The sequence below is a fragment of the Streptomyces abikoensis genome (assembly GCF_014648775.1).
GTDB lineage: Bacteria > Actinomycetota > Actinomycetes > Streptomycetales > Streptomycetaceae > Streptomyces > Streptomyces abikoensis.
The window spans coordinates 581628-604633 of record NZ_BMRT01000004.1; the positions used below are offsets into that span (position 1 = coordinate 581628).

The 23006-nt window shown below is 73.3% G+C and carries 25 protein-coding genes; 10 read left to right on the forward strand and 15 right to left on the reverse strand.

Annotation, left to right across the window (positions count from 1 at the left end):
• Positions 1 to 17: 17 nt before the first annotated feature.
• The gene (locus IE096_RS16845) at positions 18 to 257 is read right to left on the reverse strand and encodes a chaplin (protein WP_189452451.1); all 240 of its coding nucleotides are present in this window, start codon (positions 255 to 257) and stop codon (positions 18 to 20) included.
• Between the two features lie 129 nt (positions 258 to 386).
• Positions 387 to 701: a chaplin gene (locus IE096_RS16850; protein WP_189452453.1), complete on the reverse strand. Its 315-nt coding sequence runs from the start codon at positions 699 to 701 to the stop codon at positions 387 to 389.
• 226 nt (positions 702 to 927) lie between these two features.
• Between IE096_RS16850 and IE096_RS16855 the strand changes: the two genes are divergently transcribed.
• Positions 928 to 1596 carry a 4'-phosphopantetheinyl transferase family protein gene (locus tag IE096_RS16855; RefSeq protein ID WP_189452455.1) on the forward strand — a complete coding sequence of 223 codons (669 nt, stop codon included), beginning with the start codon at positions 928 to 930 and terminating at the stop codon, positions 1594 to 1596.
• Between the two features lie 35 nt (positions 1597 to 1631).
• Here the strand turns inward: IE096_RS16855 and IE096_RS16860 are convergent, their stop codons facing one another.
• Positions 1632 to 2612, reverse strand: coding sequence for a polyprenyl synthetase family protein (locus IE096_RS16860; protein ID WP_229820247.1), 981 nt, complete (start codon positions 2610 to 2612; stop codon positions 1632 to 1634).
• A 264-nt stretch (positions 2613 to 2876) separates the two neighbouring features.
• Here IE096_RS16860 and IE096_RS16865 point away from each other — a divergent pair, with 264 nt between their 5' ends.
• From IE096_RS16865 to crcB, 4 genes are read left to right on the forward strand one after another with little or no spacing between them, the layout of a single operon-like run.
• Entirely contained in the window at positions 2877 to 4139 is a 1263-nt protein-coding gene (locus tag IE096_RS16865) for a styrene monooxygenase/indole monooxygenase family protein (protein ID WP_189452457.1), read from the forward strand.
• A gap of 9 nt (positions 4140 to 4148) precedes the next feature.
• The gene (locus IE096_RS16870) at positions 4149 to 4622 is read left to right on the forward strand and encodes a fluoride efflux transporter FluC (protein WP_189452459.1); all 474 of its coding nucleotides are present in this window, start codon (positions 4149 to 4151) and stop codon (positions 4620 to 4622) included.
• Entirely contained in the window at positions 4619 to 4969 is a 351-nt protein-coding gene (locus tag IE096_RS16875; protein WP_189452461.1) for a DUF190 domain-containing protein, read from the forward strand. The genes IE096_RS16870 and IE096_RS16875 overlap by 4 nt, the downstream gene beginning before the upstream one ends.
• Positions 4966 to 5322, forward strand: coding sequence for a fluoride efflux transporter CrcB (gene crcB / locus IE096_RS16880; RefSeq protein ID WP_189452463.1), 357 nt, complete (start codon positions 4966 to 4968; stop codon positions 5320 to 5322). The genes IE096_RS16875 and crcB overlap by 4 nt, the downstream gene beginning before the upstream one ends.
• A 12-nt stretch (positions 5323 to 5334) precedes the next feature.
• Here crcB and IE096_RS16885 read toward each other — a convergent pair whose 3' ends face one another.
• Positions 5335 to 6237 carry a LysR family transcriptional regulator gene (locus IE096_RS16885; RefSeq protein ID WP_189452465.1) on the reverse strand — a complete coding sequence of 301 codons (903 nt, stop codon included), beginning with the start codon at positions 6235 to 6237 and terminating at the stop codon, positions 5335 to 5337.
• A gap of 87 nt (positions 6238 to 6324) precedes the next feature.
• On the opposite strand from IE096_RS16885, the gene IE096_RS16890 reads away from it, so the two are divergent.
• From IE096_RS16890 to IE096_RS16900, 3 genes are read left to right on the forward strand one after another with little or no spacing between them, the layout of a single operon-like run.
• A complete protein-coding gene (locus IE096_RS16890; RefSeq protein ID WP_189452467.1) occupies positions 6325 to 7032 on the forward strand; it encodes a succinate dehydrogenase cytochrome b subunit in 708 nt (235 codons plus the stop codon).
• 1 nt (position 7033) lies between these two features.
• Positions 7034 to 8980 (forward strand): fumarate reductase/succinate dehydrogenase flavoprotein subunit, encoded by a 1947-nt coding sequence (locus IE096_RS16895; RefSeq protein WP_189452469.1) that lies wholly within the window; start codon positions 7034 to 7036, stop codon positions 8978 to 8980.
• Positions 8977 to 9732: a succinate dehydrogenase/fumarate reductase iron-sulfur subunit gene (locus IE096_RS16900; RefSeq protein ID WP_189452471.1), complete on the forward strand. Its 756-nt coding sequence runs from the start codon at positions 8977 to 8979 to the stop codon at positions 9730 to 9732. Before IE096_RS16895 ends, IE096_RS16900 begins: the two co-directional genes overlap by 4 nt.
• A gap of 54 nt (positions 9733 to 9786) precedes the next feature.
• Here the strand turns inward: IE096_RS16900 and IE096_RS16905 are convergent, their stop codons facing one another.
• Together IE096_RS16905 and IE096_RS16910 are read right to left on the reverse strand one after the other, a co-directional pair.
• Complete coding sequence (locus IE096_RS16905; RefSeq protein WP_126914214.1) at positions 9787 to 10095, reverse strand: transcriptional regulator; 309 nt, start codon at positions 10093 to 10095, stop codon at positions 9787 to 9789.
• The gene (locus tag IE096_RS16910) at positions 10092 to 10556 is read right to left on the reverse strand and encodes a hypothetical protein (RefSeq protein ID WP_189452475.1); all 465 of its coding nucleotides are present in this window, start codon (positions 10554 to 10556) and stop codon (positions 10092 to 10094) included. Before IE096_RS16910 ends, IE096_RS16905 begins: the two co-directional genes overlap by 4 nt.
• Positions 10557 to 10708: 152 nt before the next feature.
• Here IE096_RS16910 and IE096_RS16915 point away from each other — a divergent pair, with 152 nt between their 5' ends.
• Positions 10709 to 11326, forward strand: a complete 618-nt coding sequence (locus IE096_RS16915) for a TMEM175 family protein (protein WP_189452477.1) — start codon at positions 10709 to 10711, stop codon at positions 11324 to 11326.
• 40 nt (positions 11327 to 11366) lie between these two features.
• On the opposite strand, the gene IE096_RS16920 is transcribed toward IE096_RS16915, so the two are convergent.
• The 8 genes from IE096_RS16920 to IE096_RS16955 form a co-directional block, all read right to left on the reverse strand.
• On the reverse strand, positions 11367 to 11627 hold the full coding sequence (locus IE096_RS16920) for a metallothionein (RefSeq protein ID WP_189452479.1): 261 nt from the start codon (positions 11625 to 11627) through the stop codon (positions 11367 to 11369).
• A 158-nt stretch (positions 11628 to 11785) separates the two neighbouring features.
• Positions 11786 to 13597: an ABC transporter ATP-binding protein gene (locus tag IE096_RS16925; RefSeq protein WP_189452481.1), complete on the reverse strand. Its 1812-nt coding sequence runs from the start codon at positions 13595 to 13597 to the stop codon at positions 11786 to 11788.
• Between the two features lie 5 nt (positions 13598 to 13602).
• Positions 13603 to 14019 (reverse strand): lasso peptide biosynthesis B2 protein, encoded by a 417-nt coding sequence (locus tag IE096_RS16930; RefSeq protein ID WP_126914219.1) that lies wholly within the window; start codon positions 14017 to 14019, stop codon positions 13603 to 13605.
• The gene (locus tag IE096_RS16935; protein ID WP_189452483.1) at positions 14016 to 14282 is read right to left on the reverse strand and encodes a lasso peptide biosynthesis PqqD family chaperone; all 267 of its coding nucleotides are present in this window, start codon (positions 14280 to 14282) and stop codon (positions 14016 to 14018) included. The genes IE096_RS16930 and IE096_RS16935 overlap by 4 nt, the downstream gene beginning before the upstream one ends.
• A gap of 19 nt (positions 14283 to 14301) precedes the next feature.
• Entirely contained in the window at positions 14302 to 16143 is a 1842-nt protein-coding gene (locus IE096_RS16940) for an asparagine synthase-related protein (RefSeq protein WP_189452485.1), read from the reverse strand.
• Positions 16144 to 16322: 179 nt separating this feature from the next.
• Entirely contained in the window at positions 16323 to 16430 is a 108-nt protein-coding gene (locus IE096_RS16945; protein ID WP_126914222.1) for a keywimysin-related RiPP, read from the reverse strand.
• 335 nt (positions 16431 to 16765) lie between these two features.
• Entirely contained in the window at positions 16766 to 18460 is a 1695-nt protein-coding gene (locus IE096_RS16950) for a sigma-70 family RNA polymerase sigma factor (RefSeq protein ID WP_189452487.1), read from the reverse strand.
• A 112-nt stretch (positions 18461 to 18572) separates the two neighbouring features.
• Complete coding sequence (locus tag IE096_RS16955; protein WP_189452489.1) at positions 18573 to 20057, reverse strand: PH domain-containing protein; 1485 nt, start codon at positions 20055 to 20057, stop codon at positions 18573 to 18575.
• A gap of 189 nt (positions 20058 to 20246) precedes the next feature.
• Here IE096_RS16955 and IE096_RS16960 point away from each other — a divergent pair, with 189 nt between their 5' ends.
• Positions 20247 to 20843: a TetR/AcrR family transcriptional regulator gene (locus IE096_RS16960; protein ID WP_189452491.1), complete on the forward strand. Its 597-nt coding sequence runs from the start codon at positions 20247 to 20249 to the stop codon at positions 20841 to 20843.
• 31 nt (positions 20844 to 20874) lie between these two features.
• Here IE096_RS16960 and IE096_RS16965 read toward each other — a convergent pair whose 3' ends face one another.
• On the reverse strand, positions 20875 to 22965 hold the full coding sequence (locus IE096_RS16965; protein WP_189452493.1) for an FUSC family protein: 2091 nt from the start codon (positions 22963 to 22965) through the stop codon (positions 20875 to 20877).
• Positions 22966 to 23006: the final 41 nt, after the last annotated feature.

Sequence of the window (23006 nt, forward strand, 5' to 3'; positions counted from 1 at the left end):
CGGCCCGGAGCCGCGGGTCACTCGCTGACGCACGTGTTGGACGCCGCCGTGTTCAGCAGACCGATGATGTCGATGGAGTTGCCGCAGAGGTTGATCGGCACGTGGATCGGGATCTGGATGACGTTGCCCGAGATCACACCCGGGGAACCGACGGCCACGCCGTTGGCCCCGGCGTCGGCGGCGGCGCCACCGGCGAAACCGGCGAGCGAGGCGCCCACGGCGGCGGTCACCGCCACGGCCTTGAGGATTCGTGACATGGGAGAGAACACCTTCGTTCGGTCGTAGGGGACGGCCCCCGCCCGGTCGGCCGGGTACGCCGCCCGAGGATCAGGCGGCGTCCGACGCCAGCTGTCGCTCCGGGGCGGAGAGCGCCCCGGAGCCGGACATCAGTGCTCGTGGTGGCTGTGGCCGTGGTGGCTGTGGCTGTGATGCTCCTCGGACACGAAGGTGGGCCCCTCGACGTCCCCGTTGATGCAGGTGTTGCCCGATGCCGGGTTGAGCAGGCCGACGATGTCGATGGAGTTGCCGCAGAGGTTGATCGGGATCTGGATCGGGATCTGGATGACGTTGCCCGAGACGACACCCGGGGAACCGACAGCTGCGCCGTTGGCTACGGAGTCGGCGACCGCGCTACCGGCAAAACCGGCGAGCGAGGCGCCCACAGCGGCAGTGACGACTACTGCCCTGGCGATACGTGACATGGGGAGACACCTTTGCTTGGTCGTACGGACGAGCACCCGGTCGGTGACGGCCGGGAGCCCGGATCAACGTTTGGAGGTCGCAAAGGTTTCGTCGATGAAGCGTCCGGGTGATCCCGGGTGTGGGCCGATCAACAGAAATGGGGGTTTCCCCATGGGATGCCGAGCTGGCAGGGTTCCTTTCGTACAGACACTCCGGCCGCTTCGACCAGGGGAATGACGCGCGAGAATGATTGGGACCCTGCTGCCTTTACCGATCGAGACGGCCGAGGCATTCGCCGATCCGGCCGACGCGCCGGCGCTCTTCCCCGAGGAGGAGGCGCTGGTCGCCAAGGCCGTGGAGAAACGGCGCCGGGAATTCACCACGGTACGGAACTGCGCCCGGACGGCCCTGGGCCGGCTGGGCTTCGGGCCCGTCGCCATCGTGCCCGGGCAGCGTGGCGCGCCCCAGTGGCCCTCCGGTGTGATCGGCAGCATGACGCACTGCGCGGGCTATCGCGCGGCGGCGGTGGCCCGCGCCACCGACGTTCTGACGATAGGACTGGACGCGGAACCCCATGAGCCCCTGCCCAACGGCGGAGTACGGGAACTGGTGACGCGCCCAGAGGAACAGGGCTGGCTGACCCGGCTGGCCGCGGAACGGCCCGAGGTGTGCTGGGACCGGCTGGTGTTCAGCGCCAAGGAGAGCGTCTACAAGGCGTGGTTTCCGCTCACGAGGCAGTGGCTGGACTTTCAGGACGCCATTCTCGAGGTCGATGCGGACGCAAAGACCTTCCGGGCGACGATTCTCACTCCGGAGCCCCTCCGGGCGGCCACCGGAGGGCGGTTGTCGGGGTTCGAGGGACGGTGGCTCGTGCGGGACGGTCTGGTCGTGACGGCCATCGCGGTCGACGCGTAATCGGGTGCCCCGCGCCGGAAGGCGCGGGGCACCCGTCACTCGTCCTGGGCCGCCACCCTGGCCGCGAAGGACGCGAGTTCCTCGTGCCAGCCCGCGGCCAGCGACAGGCCCGCCGCGCTCCTGCGCGCGTGGTCGACGAGCTCCTCGATCATCTGCTCGGCGACGTCCCGCTCCTCCGGGTCGAGCAGGATCTCCCGCAGCAGCCGCGCGTCCCACCCGTACTCGGGGCCGCCGTCGAGGAAGCCCCGCAACCGCCAGGCGGCGTGCAGCGGGCGGGCGTACGCGTCGTACGAGAGCCCCAGGTCCGCCCGGCCCGCGAGCGCCGCGCCCAGGCGCAGCGGGTGCCGCAGGGCGTACCAGCCCGCCGCGCAGCCCCGGTCGCAACCGGAGACGCAGCGCCCCGGCCAGGGGTCCTCGAGGTATTCGGCGCCCATGGCCTCGCGCGTGTACGAACCGATGACCCGTTCCACGCGCAGCTCGTCCCAGATCCCCCGGGCCTCGGCGGGCAGCGGCAGTGCCAGCCGGTCGGCGTGGGCGAGGGCGAGGTCGCCGGCGAGGGTCGCCGTGGACTCGCCGAAGCGCCGGGACTCGCCCGCCCAGCCGTTGCGCTCGTGCTCGGCGGCCCGGGCGACGTGGAGGGTGGGGATGCCCCGGCGCAGGGGCGCGTCGTCGCGGACGTCACCGCGGATGAGGGTGGCGGTGTCGAGGAGTTCGAGGGCGACGGCGGTGTCGACGGCGAGGTCGGCGGCCCGCCCGGCGGGGTCGCCGCCGGCCGCGAGGTAGCCGGTGAGGAAGACGACCGGGCGGGCCCGGTCGCCGCCGGCGGCCAGCAGCTCGGCGAGGGACTCGATGAGCTCGGCGCCCCGGGCGTCGGAGGTGCGCCGCCGCCGGTGCTCCTCCTCGAAGAGGCCGCGCAGCCGTTCCTCGACGCGATCGAGCATCTTCGCGCGCTGGAGCTGCGGCGGCACCGAGCCGGGCGGCACTTGGCGCGGCGGTGAATGGTGTCGTTTCGTCATGTGGTGCCTCTGCCTCCCTGGACCGGTCGCGGCCTTCGGCCGCCCCTGACGAGCGGCGGCTCCGCTCTGTCGTGGCGGAGGGTGACCGGTCGGAAGACTGCCCAGCCCGGCCCGGTGGAAGCGCCGGTTTCCTGCCAACCGGGGAGCCCGTCGCGCGCCGGGGGTGACGGTCGGCGCGGCCCTCGCGTGCCGTCTGTACAGGGCGCGCCGGGGCCTGTTACATCGAGGGCGGGCCACGGGAATCCGGCTTTTTCGGAGGCAACCATGCGCAGGATCGCGATCGTCGGCGCGGGCCAGGCGGGCTTGCAGCTGGCCCTGGGGCTGCGGGAGCGGGGCTACGACGTGACCGTCGTCACCGCCCGGACGCCCCAGGAGGTCCGGGCCGGGCGGGTGCTGTCCACCCAGCTGATGTACGGTCCGGCGCTCGCCCTGGAGCGGCGGGCGGGGCTGAATCTGTGGGGCCAGCAGACGCCGGCGATCGACGGCGTGGTCATCAGCCCCGTCGACCCGCCCGGCGCCCGGATGCCGGAACGGGCCGTGGGGGCACGGCTGGACGCGCCCGCCCAGTCCGTCGACCAGCGGGTGAAGACGGCGCGGTGGCTGGAGTTGTTCGAGGAGCGCGGGGGGCGGGTGGAGTACCGGCCGGTCGCCCCCGAGGAGCTGCCCGCGCTGGCCTCCGGATACGAGCTGACGCTGCTGGCCACGGGGCACGGCCCGTTGGGCGAGGTCTTCGGGCGGGACGAGCGGCACAGCCCGTACGAGCAGCCGCAGCGCGTCCTGGCCTGTGTGTACGTCCACGGGGTACGGCCGGATCCGGAGCTTCCGCCGTCGTTCCTGCGGATGTCGGCGTTCCCGGGGGCCGGGGAGTTCTTCGTGCTGCCCGCGCTCACCGGTTCGGGTCCGTGCGTGATCCTGCTGTGGGAGGGGAAGCCGGGTGGCCCGTTCGACTGCTGGCAAAACGTTTCGGGGCCGGGTGCGGCGCTGGAGCGCTCCTGGCAGCTGCTGCGTTCGTACGCCCCGTGGGAGTACGAGCTGTGCGCGCAGGCCGAGCCGACCGATCCGGGGGCGGCCCTCATCGGGAGCCTCACGCCCGTGGTGCGCCATCCCGTCGCGGAGGTCGCCCCGGGCTCGTACGTCCTGGGCATGGCCGACGCGGTGGTCCTCAACGACCCGATCACCGGGCAGGGCTCCAACAACGCGGCGCGTTGCGCGGACCGCTATCTGGCGTCGATCGTCGAGCGGGGCGAGCGGCCCTTCGACCGGGCGTGGATGCACGAGACGTTCGCGGGCTGGTGGGAGCACGCCCGGCACACCACGGCGTTCACCAACATGGTGCTGGACGCGGCCCGCCCCCGGCACTTCGAGGACGTGATGGCGGCGGCCGCCCGGCACCCCGCGCTCGCCCACCGCTACGTCAACGGCTTCGCCGACCCGGCCGACTACCAGGAGTGGCTGATGGACGCCGACCGGGCGGAGGCGTGCCTGGCGGCGGTGGCGGGCCGGACCGGTGGCGCGGCCGTGGGCTAGCCTGGCCGGATGGGCACCACGGGCGCGGCACCGCCGAAGACGGTGACGGAAAGCGGGACGCGGGCGCCACGCCGCGCCTCCGCCGGTCAGGGACCGGTCGTCGTCGCGGTGTCGCTCGGCGGCGGCCTCGGGGCCCTGGCCCGGTACGCGGCGGGGCTGCTGTGGCCGACCGCGCCAGCCGCCTTCCCCTGGACGACGCTGCTGATCAACGCGGTGGGCTGCGCCCTGATCGGGGTGCTGCTGGTGACGATCGCCGAGCTCGGCACCCCCCACCGGCTGGCCCGGCCCTTCCTGGGCACGGGGGTGCTGGGCGGTTTCACGACGTTCTCCACCTACGCGGTGGACGTGCAGCGGCTGGTCACGCACGGCCGGACGGCCGAGGGGCTGGCCTGTCTGGTGGCGACGCCGGTGCTCGCGCTGGCCTCGGTGTGGGCGGCGGCGACCGCCGCACGGCGGCTGTTCGTCCTGCGGAGGGCGCGATGAGACTTCAGGGCGGCGCGCTGCGGCTGACCGTGTACGTGGGCGAGTCCGACACCCACGGCCACCGGCCCCTCTACTCCGAGATCGTCCACCGCGCCCACGCGGCGGGCCTGGCCGGGGCGAGTGTCTTCCGGGGCGTCGAGGGGTTCGGCGCGTCCTCGGTCGTCCACACCTCCCGGCTGCTGTCGCTGAGCGAGGACCTGCCGGTGGCGGTGGTGATCGTGGACACGGAGGAGCGGGTACGGGCGTTCGTCGCGGAGCTGGCGGAGCTGGTGACCGAGGGCCTCGTCACCCTCGACCGGGTGGAGGTCGTCTCCTACCGGGGCCGGGACGGGGAGCGGCCCGCGTGAACTGGCTCCTCGTGGTGGCCGGCGCCATGGTCGGTGCTCCGCTGCGCTATCTGACGGACCGTTTCGTCCAGGCCCGGCACGACTCGGTGTTCCCCTGGGGCACGTTCACGGTGAACGTCGTGGGCTGTCTGGTGCTGGGCGTGCTGACGGGCGCGGTGGACGAGCCGACGCGGCTGCTACTGGGCACGGGCCTGTGCGGCGCGCTGACGACGTACTCCACGTTCTCCTACGAGACCCTGCGGCTGGCCGAGGACGGGGCACGGGGGTACGCGGTGCTCAACGTGGCCGGAAGCGTGGTGTGCGGGCTGGGCGCCGCGTTCGCGGGCGTGGCGCTGGGGCAGGCGCTGACCTAGGCCCCCGTGGGTCTAGCCCTGGTCGTCCGGCGCGGCTTCCAGGTGGTCCAGCAGCACCCGCCGTAGTTCGCGGGCCGCGCGGGGCGGCGGGGTGTCCTTGCGGTGGGCGACGGCGACGGTCCGCCGCATGCGGTCGCCCTCGAAGGGGGTGACCCGCAGGCCGGAGCGGGCGGCGACCATCCCGGGGACGACGGCCAGGCCCAGCCCGGCCCGGACGAAGCCGAGGACGGCGTCCATCTCGCCGCCCTCGACGGTGAAGGAGGGCTCGAAGCCCTCGGCCCGGCAGGCGGCGATGGTGATCTCGCGCAGGTCGTAGCCGCTGCGGAACATCACCATCGGCAGCTCCCGCAGCTCGGCCACCCGTATCCGGCTCCGGCGCGTGGGCGCGGGCCCGTCCGGTGCCGACACCACCACCAGGTCCTCCCGCAGCAGCTCGGTCGTCTCCAGCGCGGGGGCGCCCACGCCGAGGGGCGTGATGATCAGGGCCAGGTCGAGCCCGCCGTCGGCCAGCCGGCGCACCAGATCCCGTGAGCCGCCCTCGTCGACGTGGAGCTCGATGCCGGGGAACCGGGCGTGGTACGTGCGCAGCACGTCCGGCACCAGGCTCGCGCAGAGGCTCGGCGGGGCGCCGAGCCGGACCCGGCCGCGCCGTAGCCGGGCCACTTCCTGCACCTCGCGGTGGGCTGTCTCGGTGTCGGCCAGGATGCGGCGGGCGAGCGGCAGGAGGGCCTCGCCGGCGTCGGTCAGGGCGATGTTGCCCCGCGCGCGGTGGAAGAGCTCGGCGCCCAGCTCCCGTTCCAGCGCCCTGATCTGCTGGGACAGCGAGGGCTGGGCGACGTGGAGGGCCTCGGCGGCCCGGGTGAAGTGCCGGACCTCGGCGACCGTGGCGAAGTAGCGGAGCTGCTGGAGTTGCACCCCACCAGGGTAGATAGGGAAAGCCTATGGAAACGAGCCCCATCATGTCTTGGACGCATCAAAGGGCCCCGGCCTAGCGTCGGCGGCATGGCACTGGCGACCCGGACGGCGAAACCTCCGTCCCTCATCGGCTCCGTGTGGCGCTCGACCGTCGGCAAGAAGGCGGTCATGGCGGTCACCGGCTTGATCATGCTGGCGTATCTGGTCGCCCATATGCTGGGCAATCTCAAGGTCTTCTTCGGGGCCGGGGAGTTCAACCACTACGCGGCCTGGATCCGCACCATCGGCGAGCCGTTCCTCCACCACGAGTGGTTCCTGTGGCTGGCCCGGGTGGCGCTGAGCGCCGCGGTCGTCCTCCATGGTGTGGCCGCGTACCAGCTCAGCCGCCGGGACCTCGCGGCGCGCCCGGTGAAGTACCGGGGGCGCGGGCGGCGGCGCGCGAGCTATGCGACCCGGACCATGCGCTGGGGCGGGGTGATCCTCGGCCTGTTCATCGTCTGGCACATCCTCGACCTCACCACCCTCACCGTGAACCCCAACGCCCAGGAGGGGCGGACGTACGAGAACCTCGTCGCCTCCTTCGACCGGTGGTACGTCTCCGCCTTCTACATCGCCGCGATGCTCGCCCTCGGGCTGCACATCCGGCACGGCTTCTGGAGCGCGGCCCAGACGCTGGGCGTGGGCTCGCCCCGGCGCGACCGGCTCCTCAAGGCCCTCGCCAACGGCCTGGCCGCCCTGCTGACCTGCGGATTCATCGCCGTGCCCGTCGGTGTCCTGACAGGAGTCGTGAGCTGAGATGAGCGAGTATTCCCACTACGCGGTCGGCGAGCCGCTGGTCGACACGGCGTCCCCCGAAGGCCCCATAGCCGAGCGCTGGGACCGCCGCCGCTTCACGGCGAAGCTGGTGAACCCGGCCAACCGCCGCAAGCTGACCGTCATCGTCGTCGGCACCGGCCTCGCGGGCGGCGCGGCGGGCGCCACCCTCGCCGAACAGGGCTACCGCGTGACGCAGTTCTGCTACCAGGACTCCCCGCGCCGCGCCCACTCCATCGCCGCTCAGGGCGGCATCAACGCCGCCAAGAACTACCGCAACGACGGCGACTCCATCCACCGCCTCTTCTACGACACCGTCAAGGGCGGCGACTTCCGCGCCCGCGAGTCCAACGTCCACCGGCTCGCCCAGGTCTCCGTCGAGATCATCGACCAGTGCGTGGCCCAGGGCGTCCCCTTCGCCCGCGAGTACGGAGGGCTGCTGGACACCCGCTCCTTCGGCGGCGTCCAGGTCTCCCGCACCTTCTACGCCCGCGGCCAGACGGGCCAGCAGCTTCTCCTCGGCGCCTACCAGGCGCTGAGCCGCCAGATCGCCGCTGGCAACGTCGAGATGCACGCCCGCACCGAGATGCTCGACCTGATCGTCGTCGACGGCCGGGCGCGCGGCATCGTCGCCCGGGACCTGATCACCGGCCGGATCAGCACCCATTTCGCCGACGCCGTGGTCCTCGCCAGCGGCGGCTACGGCAATGTCTTCCACCTCTCCACCAACGCCAAGAACTCCAACGCCACCGCCATCTGGCGGGCCCACCGGCGCGGCGCCCACTTCGCCAACCCCTGCTTCACCCAGATCCACCCGACCTGCGTCCCGCGCTCCGGCGACCACCAGTCGAAGCTGACGCTGATGAGCGAGTCGCTGCGCAACGACGGCCGCATCTGGGTGCCCAAGGCGAAGGGCGACACGAGGGCGCCCGGGGACATCCCCGAATCCGAGCGCGACTACTACCTGGAGCGGATCTATCCCTCCTTCGGCAATCTCGTCCCCCGCGACATCGCCTCCCGCGCCGCGAAGAACGTCTGCGACGAGGGCCGCGGGGTCGGCCCGGGCGGCCAGGGCGTCTACCTCGACTTCGCGGACGCCATCGCACGGATGGGCCGCGCGGCCGTCGAGACGAAGTACGGCAACCTCTTCGAGATGTACGAGCGGATCACGGCGGAGAACCCCTACGAGGTCCCCATGCGGATCTACCCGGCCATCCACTACACGATGGGCGGACTGTGGGTGGACTACGACCTCCAGACCACCGTGCCCGGCCTCTTCGCCATCGGCGAGGCCAACTTCTCCGACCACGGCGCCAACCGGCTCGGCGCCTCCGCGCTGATGCAGGGCCTGGCCGACGGCTATTTCGTCCTCCCTTCCACCATCAACGACTATCTGGCCCGCCACCCCCACGACGAGGTGCCACCGGACCACCCGGCGGTCGTGGAGGCGACCCGTGAGGTGACCGACCGGCTGCGCCGGCTGCTCGCGGGCGACGGCGACCGCACCCCCGACTCCTTCCACCGCGAACTGGGCGACCTCCTGTGGGACGAGTGCGGCATGGCCCGCACCGACAGCGGACTGCGCAAGGCCCTGGACCGCATCCCGGCGCTCCGCGAGGAGTTCTGGCGGCGGATCAAGGTGCCGGGGACGGGCGAGGAGCTCAACCAGTCGCTGGAGAAGGCCAACCGGATCGTCGACTACCTGGAGCTCGCCGAGCTGATGTGCCTCGACGCCCTCCACCGCACGGAGTCCTGCGGCGGCCACTTCCGCGAGGAGAGCCAGACGGCCGACGGCGAGGCGGCCCGCGACGACGAGGCGTTCTCCTACGTCGCGGCCTGGGAGTTCACGGGCACGGGCAGCCCGCCCGTGCTCCACAAGGAAGAGCTTCGTTTCGAGTACGTCCACCCCACCCAGCGGAGTTACGCGTGAACCTCACCCTGCGCATCTGGCGCCAGCGCTCCCCCGAGGACGCCGGGGTCATGACCACCTACGAGGTCAGCGGCATCAGCGAGGACATGTCCTTCCTGGAGATGCTCGACCACCTCAACGAGGAGCTGATCCTCGCCGGGGACGAGCCCGTGGCCTTCGACCACGACTGCCGCGAGGGCATCTGCGGCGCCTGTGGCATGGTCATCAACGGCCGGGCCCACGGCCCGGAGCGCACCACCACCTGTCAGCTCCACATGCGGCACTTCTCCGACGGCGACACCATCGACATCGAGCCCTGGCGGGCCGCCGCCTTCCCCGTCGTCAAGGACCTGGTCGTCGACCGCTCGGCCTTCGACCGGGTGATCGGCGCCGGCGGCTATGTCTCCGTGCCCACCGGCTCCGCGCCCGAGGCCCACGCCGCACCGGTGCCGAAGCCGGTGGCCGACCTGGCCTTCGAGCACGCCGAGTGCATCGGCTGCGGCGCCTGTGTGGCCGCCTGCCCCAACGGCTCGGCGATGCTCTTCACCTCCGCGAAGGTCGTCCACCTGAACGTTCTGCCGCAGGGCGCGCCGGAGCGCGAGTCCCGGGTGCTGGACATGGTGGGCGCCATGGACGACCAGGGCTTCGGCGGCTGCACGAACACCGGCGAGTGCGCCACGGCCTGCCCCAAGGGAATCCCCCTCCAGTCGATCGCGACGATGAACCGCGAGTACCTGCGGGCCACCCTCAAGGGCGCCGGACGACGCCGCTGAGCCGGCCCCCCCACCGACACCGACAGGGGCACTGGCACCGGCGCAGGCGCCGGGTCAGCCCTCCCCCAGGTCGGCGTTGACGATCGCCCGGAGGGCGGCGAGGTGGGCGCGGTAGGCGTCGCGGCCGTCCTTGGTGAGGCGCAGCCAGACGCGCTGCCGGGTGTCGCGCACGGCCCGCCGCTGCTCGACGTACCCCGCGTCGGTCAGCACCGTCACATGCTTGCTGAGGACGGACGGGCTCACGCCCAGCGTCTCGCGGACGGTCGCGAACTCGATCTCCTCGACGGCGTCGAGCGCGGCACAGATCCGGAGCCGGTTCGGCGCGTGGATCGTCTCGTTGAAGCCGTCTTCGGGGTCGGTCACGACGCTGCTATGCCCTTCTTGCGGGTTTTGCTGTCCAGGGCCAGGATGCCCCCTGCGGCCAGCAGACCCGCCGGGACCCATATCCACGGCATGCCCTGGTGATCGTCCAGATACAGCGCCACCATATAGAGCCCGAAGGCGAGGGCGGCGGCACCGAGCATGCTCCGCTTCATGCCCGGCTGCACTCGGTGCCGGACGCCGCTGGAGCGGAACTGCAGCGCCAGCACGGTCAGCATGATCACGTACATCAGGGCGAGGCCCACGATGTCCCATGGCTCGGGCAGGAGATGGGACAGATACACCCCGGCCACGCACAAGGAGAGTTTCACATCGAACGCGCGGCCGGGGGTGAGGGACGCGACCGCCACCTGCGCCTGCTCGGCCAGGGCCAGGGCCTCGGCGGCGCCTTCCCTGGAGGGCATGGGCGGCCGGGACGACCGCGAGTTCTCGTCAGTTGCCATGCCGGAAAGTCAAGCACACGGTTTCCGGAGCGGCAACTCTCGACTTTCCGCTGTGGAAAACCTCGGTTCCGGGCGGCGCCGAATCATCCGATCGTGCGGTTTTCCGTCGATACCCCCGTAAAGTCCCCCGCATCCGCCCTACGCTGGCGACCGTGGCGCGCGACCCGTACGTCATCGAGATGGACCGCATGCTCGCCTTCGCCGACGCCGTGACCGCCATCGCGATCACGCTGCTGGCCCTGGAGATCCACGTGCCGGAGGGCCTGCCCGACGCGGAGGTGGGTCAGGCGTTCGGCCACCTGCTGCCGAAGGTCCTGGCCTATCTCGTCGGCTTCGTGCTCGTCGGGGCGATTTGGCTCGGTCACCACAAGCTCTTCCGGCTGATGGCCACCCTCGACCGGGCCATGGTGCGGCTGGAGTTCGCCCTGCTGGCCGTCATCGCCTTCCTGCCCTTCACCGCCCGGCTGATGAGCGAACACGGCGGCGCGCCCGTGGCCATGGCCGTCTACACGGGCGCCATCGGCCTGGAAGCCGCGCTGCTGGCTGTCATGGCGCTGCGGCTGCGCGACCCCGGCCCGCTCCGCAGGCCGGAGGTCACCCGTCAGCAGGTCGCCCGGGAGGTGTTCGACAACGCGTCGATCGCCGCCATCGCCACCGTCGCCCTCCTGGTCGCCCTGGCCGCCCCCCTCGTGGCCGTCTGGTGGTGGGTGCTGATCTGGCCGGCGCGCGGCCTGCCGCGCTACTGGCCCTGGCTGCGCGCCAGGCTCTGACGGCTCCTCAGCATCACCCGCCCCCCACCATCACCCCTCGTCACCCCGGGTGCGCCCCCACCGTGTCGCGGATCTGGCTGCCCAGCCCCGAGTCGCCCTCGCGGGCGCAGTGCGCCCCGCAGAAGAAGCGGCCCGCGACCTCGACGCCGTGGCCGATGATGCGGGACTCGCAGTGCTCGCACTTGGGCGCGAGCTTGCTGATCGCGCACTCGAAGCTGTCGAAGGTATAGGTGTCGCCGGTGATGGTCTTGACCTCGAAGGCCAGCCAGTAGTCGTTGCCACACGTGTTGCACTGGGCCATGGCGTGCTCCGTCTCGATACGGGGGTACGCCTCGCATGATCCCCGCGAGGACCGCGCCCCACCGTCAACACAAACAATCCATTCACCCGAAGGTGGTGCCGCGTGCGGCTGTGTGCACTCCGACGCACCCCGACGCACCCCGGCGCACTCCGGCGCACTCAGTTCGCCAGCAGCTGCGTGGCCGCCAGTTGCCCGTACAGTTCGTCGCTCGCCAGCAGCTTGGCGTGGGTGCCCACGGCGCGGATGCGGCCCGCCTCCATGACCACGATCCGGTCCGCGCCGGTCACCGTGGACAGCCGGTGGGCGACGACCAGCACCGTCATCGTCCGGGCCGCGTCGGCGACGGTGCCCCGCAGGGCCGCCTCGTTGGCCGCGTCCAGTTGCGAGGTGGCCTCGTCCAGGAGCAGCAGTCGCGGGCTGCGCAGCAACGCGCGGGCGATCGCGACGCGTTGGCGCTCGCCGCCGGAGAGCATGCTGCCCCGGTGGCCGACGGTCGTGTCGAGCCCTTCCGGCAGCCGGTCGGCCAGGTCGTCGAGGCGGGCCCGGCGCAGGGCCTCCCGGAGCTGCCCGTCGGTGGCGTGCGGGACGCCCAGGAGGAGGTTCTCCCGCAGCGTTCCGGCGAGGACGGGCGCGTCCTGCTCGACGTAGCCGATCGCGGCGCGCAGCGCGGCCAGGGGCCAGTGGCGGACGTCCCGGCCGTCCAGCAGGACGCGGCCGCTGTCCGGTTCGTAGAACCGCTCGATGAGGGAGAAGACGGTGGTCTTGCCCGCGCCGGACGGGCCGACGAAGGCGGTCAGCCCCCGGGCGGGCACCGTGAAGGAGATACGGCGGTGCACGGCGGGCAGCCCGGGCCGGTAGCCGAAGCGCACCCGGTCGAAGGCGACGGACGCGGGGCGGGGGCCGCATCCGGCGTCCGTCACCGGCTCCGGCCCGGCTCCGGGGTCCTCGACCGCCATCTCCTCGGCCTCCCGGATCCGCAGGGCGGCCGCCGCTCCCACCTGGAACTGACCGGCGGCGCCCACGAGCTGGTTGATGCGGGGGGCGAGCGAGAAGAGGTAGAGCAGGAAGGCGACGAGCGTGGAGACGTCGATCGCCCCGGAGGCGACGCGCACCCCGCCCACGCCCAGCACCACCAGGAAGGAGACCTGTACGGACACCTGGGAGACGGTGTCCGAGACGGCCTCCCAGGAGGCGGCACGCGTTCCCATGCGGCGGGCCCGCTCGGCGGCCTCGTGCAGGCGGGCGATCTCGCGCTGCTCGGCCCCGGACGCCTTGACCGTGCGGAAGGCGCCGAAGGCGCGCTCCAGGGCGGCGCCCATGCCGCCGACCGCCTCCTGGGTCTGCCGGGTGGCGCGGCCGATGCGGGGGATCACCAGGCCGCTGCTCAGGCTGATGAACGCGATCACCGCGAGGGTCACGCCGAGCAGCACCAGGTCCAGCACCCCCATCATCACGACGGTGACGAGGGTGATGACGGTGCCGGTCAGCGCCGCGGCCATCGCCTGTGTGGCCACCTGACGCAGCAGTGTCGTATCGGCGGTGACCCGGGATATCAGATCGCCGGGTTCATGGCGCTCGGCGACGGGGACCCGCAGCCTGAGCAGCCGGTCGGCGAGCCCGCGCCGGGCGGTGCACACGAGCCGTTCGGCCGCCCGTTCCAGCACGAGGTGGCCGAGGGCGACGAGGACCGCGCCCAGCAGGACGAGCACACCGAGGGCGATCACCTCCGTGGTGGCCGTCCGGTCCCGTTCGAGGTCGTTCACCAGGCGTTCGGCGGCCAGTGGCTGGGCCAGGCCCAGGGCGCCGCCGGCGAGCCCCAGCAGCGCGCCGCCGAGGATGGCGGGGCGCTGCGGCCGGAGGTACCGGGCCAGGGCCCGGCGGCCCGCGCCCCGCGGCCGCGCCGCGCGCTCCGCCTCCCCGGTCCCCCGCCCGGTCTCCCGCGCTTCCGCCGCGGCGTTCACGGTCTCCATGACACTCACTCCACGGTGAAGAAGCGCTGGAAGTAGTCGGCCGGTGCGCCCTCGCCCACCAGGACCGACTCCGCCTCCACCCACGCGTGTGCCGCGAAGGGCGGCCGGGAGCGGACTCCCACGCACCACACGGCCCACTGGCCACGCATCCGGCACAGCAGCACCGTGGCGAGGGACCGTGGGAGACAGCCCTTCTGCCCTCCGCTGGCGAGGCTGACGGCGAGGACGGCGTCCCTGGCGCCGGTCGCCTCGGCGAGGCTCGCGGGCCGGGCCCCGCGCCGCAGCACGCGCAGGACCGCGCGGATGCGCCCGGGCGGCTGGGTGGCCAGCAGGTGGGCGAGGGCGACGGCGGCGCGGGCGGCCCAGCGGGTGGCGAGGGGGACGGCGCCCGGCCGGTACGGAACCGCCTCCGGGGTCGTCATGGCCGGGTCCCGGACAGCAGCCTGGCCGACCGCAGTTCGCCGTAGACGCGCTCGACGTCGCGTGCCGCCTCGCCGGGATCCACGTCGTAGCGCGCGGTCAGCGCGTGGGCGGCCTGTCCCCTGGACTCCCCGTCGAGGAGCGTCCGCAGGACGAGCGCGGCGGTGGGGTTGAGGGTCCAGTACTCGCCAGTGGTCTGATCCAGCAGGGCGATGCCGTAGTCGGTCTCGGTCATCACCACTCCGGAGCGGAGTCGGAGCGACATTTTCCACCTTTCCGGTTCGTCAGCGGCTCGTCGATTCCCGTGAGCGCAGCCACACCTCGCAGGCCACGGTGGTGTGCAACAGGCTGCTCTCGACCTCCACTTCGAGCGGGCGCAGGCACCAGTCCCGCAGCGCGCCCGCGTCGATCAGGCCCAGCCGCGCGAGGCGGGAGTCCTCGCACAGGTCCAGCAGCCGGGCGCGGTGCTCCCGCAGGCCCGTCTCCTCCTCCAGGGACGCGTTGGCCTTGGTGGCCCGGGTGCGGCTGACCTCGGGGACGACGCCGCGGGTGGCCTCGACGATCAGGGGTTTGTAGCGCCAGGGGGTGATCCGCTCCTGCGGCCGTACCGACAGGCCCGCCTCGACGACGCGGTCGTCGTAGTACGGGGCCGAGCAGACGACGCCCAGCGGGCCGGCCAGCTGCCCCACGTGCCGGGCGAACCGGGAGATGCACTCCATGGTCGCCAGCTCGCGGTGCGCGCCGTGGTCCCGGGCCAGGGGTGCCGCGGTGCGGGCCGCGGCGAGGATCTGGCGGCGCACGGACGCGATCGCCTCCGGAGTCGCCCAGTGGGGCATCCGGGGCCGCTCGGACCAGTCCAGCACCGGCGCGTTCGACGGCGCGGGCGGCTCGGTGAGGTCCGCGGCGACCCGCGCCAGCCAGGACCGGTAGGACCGGCGGTCGAGGAGCTGGCGGAGCATGAGCCTCCGGGGCCAGCGGTACTTGGCGCGGTAACCGCGCAGGTGGCGCAGCGCGACGCGCGGGTGGGTGCGGGCGAGGGCGTGGAGGCGGGCGGAGGCGCCGCTGAGCACCTCGTCCCCGCCGATGCCGGTGAGGTGGAGGGCCGAGCCGCGCTCGGCGGCCAGCCGCACGATGCTCATGCGGCGGCTGTGGTCGACCGTCATGAGGGAGGGGGCGTCGAGGAGCTGGTCGAAGGTGCCGAGGCCGTCGAAGGTCAGGGGCACCTGCCCGGCCGGGATCTCGTGGTGCTCGACGGTGCCCAGGGCCTCGACGGTGCGGCGCGCCCAGTGGGTGTCGTCGCCGAGGGGGTCGCGGAGGGCGGCCGTATAGGCGACGACCTTGGCGTCGCCGCGTGCGGCCAGGCAGCACACCGCGGTGGAGTCCAGGCCGCCGAGGTCGCACGTCACCAGGGAGCGGCCGCGGGTGCGGACGTCGACGGCGGCGCCCAGCGCCGCCGCGAGGCGCGCGGCGCCCTCGTCCAGCGGGACGTCGGGCTCCGGCGGTGTCCACCAGCGCCCGGTGCGGACGGGGCCCCCGGGGCCGAGGGTGAGGTGGTGGCCCCCGGGGAGGGCTTCGATTCCGTGCCAGACCGGCCGGGAGTTCAGGGGGTGCAGCAGGCCCATCGCGAGGAGCTGGACGGCCAGGCGTTCCTCGTCGAGGCCGGCGTCGAGCAGGTCGGCCAGCACGTCCGCGCGGTCCGCCGCGACGGCGTCCGGGCCCGTACGGGCGTGGAAGACGCGCCGTACGCCGACGACGCCGCCCCGGATCCGGACGCGTCCGCCGGGATCCCGGCCCAGCAGGTGGAAGCTTCCCGGCCAGGCGGCGGCGAACCGGCCGAGGGCGTCGAGGGTTCCCGCCGTCCGGACGGCCCCGGCGGCCCGTGCGGCCTCGGCGGCGGACACCGTGTGCTCGCCCAGGACCGCCACCCGGGCGTCCCCGGCCTCGCCCAGGGTGAACGCTTCCGGGTCCCAGCGGCCCAGCAGCCACGGCCGGCCGGAGGGGTGGGGCACGCTCTGGACCGCGTGGGGGCGGGCCCGCGCGGCGATCTCCGCGACCGCCTCGCCGGCGGTGTCGGGCAGGACGAGGAACCAGTTGGACAGGGCGGACAGGGACGAGGAACGGTCCATGCAGCGAACACCTCCGGCCGTCGATCCGGGCGGCATTACCGGCATTTCACGGAAAGCGGATGGAAATCGGGGGGTGAATGGCCCGTGGCCCTCACCCCCCGATTCCGGGGGCCTTCCGCTCGTCACCGGTCATTCTTCAGTGGACTCGACCAGTGACGGCGGGGCCTTTCCGCCCCGCCTCAGACGAGGTTGTGACCGCCGAGAACGTCCTTCGCGGTCTTGCTGGCCAGGCCCGTCACCTTACGGAAGCCGCCGGCCTTGGCGATGGTGGGACGCTCGTACGTCATGGCGTTCTCCTTTTTTCGCGATGGGAACGATGAACCACAGGTCACCTGCTCACGGCCGGGGGGAGCGCCCCCTCACCCACGCGCACACCACTGCTCGTACGGGCAGGGGGCGACGACTCCCGGATCTCTCGATCCCGGCCGCACGAAGAGAGTAAATATGACGAACAGATCATCACAACGTTATGGCCATGGTCTTGGTGGTGAAATACGGGCGCCCTATCGCAACGCGCGCCCGGGGAACTCCCGGGCGCGCTGCGACATTTACCGCGACATGAAAATCAGCGATCAGTCATCCACATAATTCAACCATCAACCTGTCGAGGAACGGGCGGAATTCACCGCGCCCCGAACACCTGGGTCCAGCGCGGACCGCCCGGCGCCTTGTTGATGCCGACGCCGATCTCCTTGAAGGAGCAGTTGAGGATGTTCTTGCGGTGGCCGTCGCTGTGCATCCACGAGTCCATGACCGACGCCGCGTCCTGCTGCCCGTAGGCGATGTTCTCGCCGTAGGTGCTCCAGTTGTATCCCGCCGCGGTGATGCGGTCGCCCGGGCCCTTGCCGTCGGGGTTGGTGTGGTTGAAGAAGTTCCGGGCCGCCATGTCGTCGGAGTGGCCCTGGGCGGCCGCGTCCAGGAGGCTGTTGGAGGTCAGGGCCGAGCAGCCGACCTTCGCGCGCTCCGCGTTGACCAGCGCCACCACCTGCGCGGCCATGGAACCGTCGCCACCGGAGGACGGCGGCTTGGGTGCCCGCGTGCGGGCCGGGGCGGCCGTGCGCTCGGGGGCGGACTCGTCCGCGTGGGACGCGGAGGACTTGGCCGACGGCGACGGGCTCGCCGAACCGCTCGGCGAGGCGCTCGCCGAGGCCGACGCGGACGCCGAGGCGCTCGGCGAGGCGGAGAGCGACGGCGTGGGCTTGATGGGCAGGGGCTCCCGGGCGTTCAGCTGCTTCAGGTCGCCGGACGCGTCCACGGCCTGCGTCTTGACGGTCGTGGCGGGCGAGTCCTCCATGAGGTAGCCGCCGCCCAGCACACCACCGGCGATCAGGGCGAGGGCGCCCGCGCCGATCACGGCGTTCCGGCCCGTACGCGACCGCCCGCCGCCCGCGCGGTGCCCGCCGGAACGGTGCCCGCCGCCCCGGTGGCCCCCGGCGCGGCGAGCGGCCGCCCGGCCGCCGTGCGGGGCGGCCGGCGCGGCGGCCGGGTGCGCCGCCGACGCGTAGCCCACGGGCTCGCCCGGCACCACGGCACCGCCGCCCCACCAGCCCAGCAGCGCGCCGCCGACCGGCACCAGACCGAGGCCGACCAGCAGGCCCTCGGCCGGGACCAGCGTCGACAGGGCGCCCGTGCAGCGGCCGCAGGCGCGCACGTGCCGGGCGACGCGCTTGCGCCACAGCGCGGACGGGACGCCGTCCCACGTGGCGACGACCTCGCCGAGCCGCTCGCAGCGCGGGTACGCGGCGAGCGCCTGGACGACGCCGCGGGCGACGTCCAGCTGCGCCTTCGTCCGCTGTATTCGGACGGCGGTGTGCTGCGGGGTCAGCCCGAGCGCGGCGACGACCTCGGCGCGCTTCAGCTCGCCGGCGGCCTCCAGCCACCACAGGGACAGGACCTCCTGCTCCCCCTCGTCCAGCCAGCGCGTGGCCTCGGCGGCCTCCTTGCGCTGGCCCTCCAGGCCCAGCCGGACGATGGTCAGGTCGACGAAGTCGGCCTTCGGGTCGGGCACTTCGCCGACCACTTCCTGCAGACCACTGACGGGAGCCTCGGGGCGCTCCTCCCGGCAGTGGCTGCGTATCTGGTTCATGGTGATGGCGACGAGCCAGGACCGGAAGCTCGCGGCGTCGCGCAGCCCGTCCAGGCCGTTGATCACGCGGAGCATGGTCTCCTGGACCACGTCGTCGACGTCCGCGTGGCCGTTCAGGGCCCGGCCGACGATGTTGTAGACGAGTGGCAGGTGGGTTGCGACGAGCTCGTCCTGTGCCGCCGTGTCCCCGGCACGCGCCGCCTCGATCACGGCCACGCTCACACTCTTCACGCCCGCACCTCTTTCCGCACCCGCCACGAATGGCGCTCGATCCGACACCTGGGAGACCGGGCGCCGATCGGCAGATAACAAAAAAGTTGGGTGCGAATGTACGACAGGTGGTTCAGGCGGATGTCCGGATCAAGAACTCACGAACGATCCCCGGAGCCGCATATTCCGCAAACTGGACGGCCTCCGCCGCCGACATGTCCCGTATGCGGTATCCGCCCTCCCCGGCGGCGACGGTCGCAGTGACAGTGACCACATCCGCCCGGGTCGCAAAGGGCGTATCGGTAAATGTCCACCCCTGTACGGAACTCCGGTCGAGGGCCACCGTCTCCCGTTCGAACGTCCCGGACCGTACGACCAGATGGCGCCCCCGCACCGCGTACCCCAGCGCCCGGTAGGCGTCGCGCGCCAGCGCGCACACCACCGGCGAGGCCACCGCCACCCACCCCGCCGCGCACCACAGCAGCACCGGCAGAGCCAGCAGCCACCCCAGCACGACGAGCACCAGCGCCACCGGCAGGACGCCCCACCCCAGCGCCCGCACCAGCCGCCGCCGCAACGCGACCCTCGGCGCGGGACGGAGAGCCCCCGCCTCGAGCACCCCGTCCGCCCCGAGCACCCCGTCCGTCCCGAGCACCTCGGCGCACACCCGGAGCGCCTCCGCCCGGGGCGCCGGAGGGAGCACGACGCTCCGCTTGCGGTTGCGCTCCCGGTCGCCCAGGCCGCCCGCCACGGCCCGTACGGACGCCCCGCCGCCCGCGCGCAGCAGCAGCGGTTCCCGCAGCGCGACCCCGCACAAACGGTCCGCCTCGATGGAGACGACCGATGTCGCGAACAGCCCGCGCCGGACGTCGAGACCGCCCGAAGGGGTGCGCTCCAGCCGGTACCGCCACCAGGTCGCGGCGTGGACCGCCAGCGCCCCCGCCACGCCCAGCAGGGTCACGGTCACCAGGCCCAGCAGCACGGCGAGCCACGGCGCGCCGGCGCCGTAACCGGCCCACAGGCGGCGGACGATCCCGATCCGCCAGGGCTTGACACCCAGGGCGTTGAGGACGCGCCAGGCCGTGCCGCCCGCCACGAGGACGCCGCCCCAGACCCAGAACGTCAGCGGGGCGTACCGCAGCCGGCCCGGCCTTCCGACAGCGAGGATCTCGGCGCCACGCCCGTCCTCGGCGCGGGAAACCGCTGCCTCGCGACCGGCAATCGCTCCCTCGATACCGGCCGTCAGTCGCCGGGCCGCCGTCTCGGATACCCCCGTGATCCGTACGGCGTCGGCGTCCGGCCCCATGCCGACGACCACCACGGCCAGCCCGTACCGCCGCAGCAGCGGCCCCCGTCGCAGCGCGACGGACTCCACACGGGCCAGTGGCACGATCCGGCGCCGCCGCCCGTACCAGCCGGAGACCGCGTAGAGCGCCGTCTCCCCCAGCTCCCACCCGTGCGTCCGGCACCGCCGCGCCGGCATGACCACCGCGTACGCCACGGCGGGCGCCACGAGCACCCCCGTCACCAGTGGCACCAGCCATGACGCCGCGCCGGGAAAGAAGAGGAAGCAAAGGGTGAGCAGTGTGGCGGCGACCAGCCCCGCCGGTCCGCTCACGGTCAGGAGCGCCCGGGCCGTCCACCAGGTACGCGCCCGGGGATCCGCGGAGTGGCGCGGCGCCCTGAGCCGCGCCGCGCACGACGATCCCTTTTCCAAGTCAATCGTATTGCCAAACACAGGGCGCTAAGCTATCGCAATACAACTGACCTGTAAACGAGAACCGTCGAACGAGAGGGACCGCTCCCCGTGCCCAAGCGCGTCGACCACGACGAACGCCGCCACCGCATCGCCGAGGCCCTGTGGCGGATCGCGTCCGAGCGGGGGCTGGACGGCGCGAGCCTGCGCGACGTGGCGGCGGAGGCGGGCATCTCGCTGGGGCAGCTCCAGCACTACTTCCGTACCAAGGACGACATGCTCGTCTTCGCCCTCGGCCACATCAGCGAGCTGGCCGCGCGGCGGATCGGCGCCCGCGTCGGCTCCCTGGCCGGGGACCCCTCCCCCCGGACGCTGCTGCGCGAGACGCTCGCGGAGATGCTGCCGCTTGACGACAAGAGCCGCACCGGCCAGCTGGTGCAGATCGCCTACTTCGTCCGCGCCGTCCACGACGAACGGCTGCGCCGGCACGCCAAGGAGGGCATCCCGGCGCTGCGGGAGTTCTTCGCCGCACAGATCCGGCGCGCCAAGGAAGGGGGCGACGTGGCCGCCGACCGGGACCCGGACACCGAGGCGATGCTGCTGATCTCCCTCGTGGACGGCCTGACCGGCTACGTCCTGCTCGACGTGCTGCCGGGCGAGGAGGCGCTGCGGCTGGTGGACGCACACCTGGACCGGTTGTTCACCTGAAACCGGCTGTTCACCTGAAGAGGCAACAGGCTCAGCGGCGCGCCGCCCTGTTGCGTCCCCGCTGCCCCGGCGCGAGCGCCTCGGCCAGTTCGTCGAGCGCCTCCACCATCAGCTCCGAGCCCCGTACCGCCACCCCTTCGTCGCCGACCCGCGCGACCCAGGCGGCGAGCGCCGCGTGCGGCCCGGACCAGTCCGGGCGCCGCCGCTCCCGTACCGCCGTCACGGCGTCCGGCAGCGCGGCGCGCAGAGCCGCCGCGAACTCGCCCGCCCCGGGATCCGGTTCGGCGTCCGGGCCCGGCAGGTGGGCCTCCATCAGCATCGCCGCCCGCCCCAGCGTGGCCAGCGCCGACTCGGCCGCCCGCTCGGCGGCGCGCGAGATGCCCCGGTGGCGCACGGGCTCCTGCTGCGCGCGGGCGGCCGCTTCCTCCCAGTCCAGCCGCGCCGCCCGCGCGTCCAGCAGCGCCTCGCGGACCCGCCGCTTCCGGTTCTCCGGCCGGGCGTGGGCGTCGAGGACCGCCAGCGCGTAGTCGCCGTTGGTGCGGAGCCAGTCGGCCAGCCGGTCGCGCAGCCGGGGCGTCTCCCAGCTGGGCCACAGCGCGTAGGCGGCCAGTGCCAGCACCCCGCCCAGCAGCGTCAGCGCCAGCCTGGCCTGCACGGTCTGCGACCAGCCCTCCCCCGCGATGCCGAGCAGGAAGACGATGTACGCGCCGATGCACGCGGACACCACGATGTAGCCCGTCCGCATCAGCAGGTACAGCAGCCCCACGCTCGTCACGGCCAGCGCGGCGCAGACCGGGGGGCCGGGGTGGGTGAGCGCCATGATGCCCGCGCCCGCCCAGACGCCGACGAGCGTGCCCACGAAGCGGGCGACGCCGCGCTGGTAGGTCTGGGCGAAGTCGGGCCGCATCACCATCACCGAGGTCATCGGCGCCCAGTAGCCGTGGCCCAGCGGCAGCGCCGTGCCGAGCAGATAGCCCACGCACGCCACCGTCGTCACCCGCACCGCGTGCCGGCCCACCGGCGAGGACCAGCGCGCCTCGCGCCGCAGCGCCCGCCAGGCCACGGGGACGAGCCCGGCCACGGTGGGCCGCAGCAGATGCCGCCGCTCCGCCCCCGCCGTCGGCCGGGTGGCGCGCAGGGGCTCGTCGCCGGCCTCCACCACGTCGGCCAGCAGCGCCATCAGCCGCAGCGCCGAGCGGCGGGCGGCGCCGTCGAGGCGCGGCCCGGACTCGGGCACCTCCAGCGTGGCCATCACCTCGGGCGTCACCCGCACGGGCCGGCCGCGCCGGATGGCGCGCGCGACGGCGTCGAGGACGTCGGCGGCGGCGCCCAGCAGCTCCCGGGCCCGGTCCCGCCCGGGACCCTCCGGGGGCGCGCCCACGACGGGGTCGGCGAGGGAGGCGAGCACCGGCCGGATCCGTTCGGCGACCCCGCGCGCACCGGCCAGTTGCCGGGGTCTGCTGCGTGCCTGGCGCGGGGTCAGCTCGGCGGCGCTGCGGGCCTGCATCAGCGGCTGGGGGTCGAAGTGGGCGACCGGGTCGTGGCGCAGCCGGCGCGCGTAGTCCGCCTCGGCGGCCAGCGCGTCCGCGAGGGCGTCGCGCTGGCGGCCCCAGGGGCGGATGGGGAAGACGACGATGAGCGCCGCCTGCACCAGGCCGCCCACGAGGATGAGCGCGGCGTGCTCGGCCGCCCCGGCGACGGAGGTGGGCAGGGTGACGGTGACGAGCATGACCGCGATCGTCTGGGTGGCGACGAACCCCGACACCGGGCCGACCGCCCAGGCCATGCCCGACAGCAGGGTCCACACCGCCAGCAGCGCGACGAAGAGGGCGAGGTGGGCGGCGGCGAGGTAGCCGAGGAAGGTGCTGAGGCCCAGCACCCCCGCGACCGCCAGCGCGAGCAGGGGTCGGGGCCGCCAGCTGCGCTGGAAGGTCGCCAGGCCGGAGGCGAACGCGCCGAACGCGGAGGAGACGGCGAGGGCGGGCGAACCGAAGGCCAGCATCAGGCCGACGACGACCGCCACGCCGCAGGCGCCGCGGACGGCCACGAGCGGTTCGAGGGTGACGCGCTCGATGGTCAGCCCGGCGCGGGCGGTCTTTTTGAGGGCGCTGGCCCAGGTCATGGGGTGAGCTTATGCCTCACATCGTGACGGAACGGCATGCA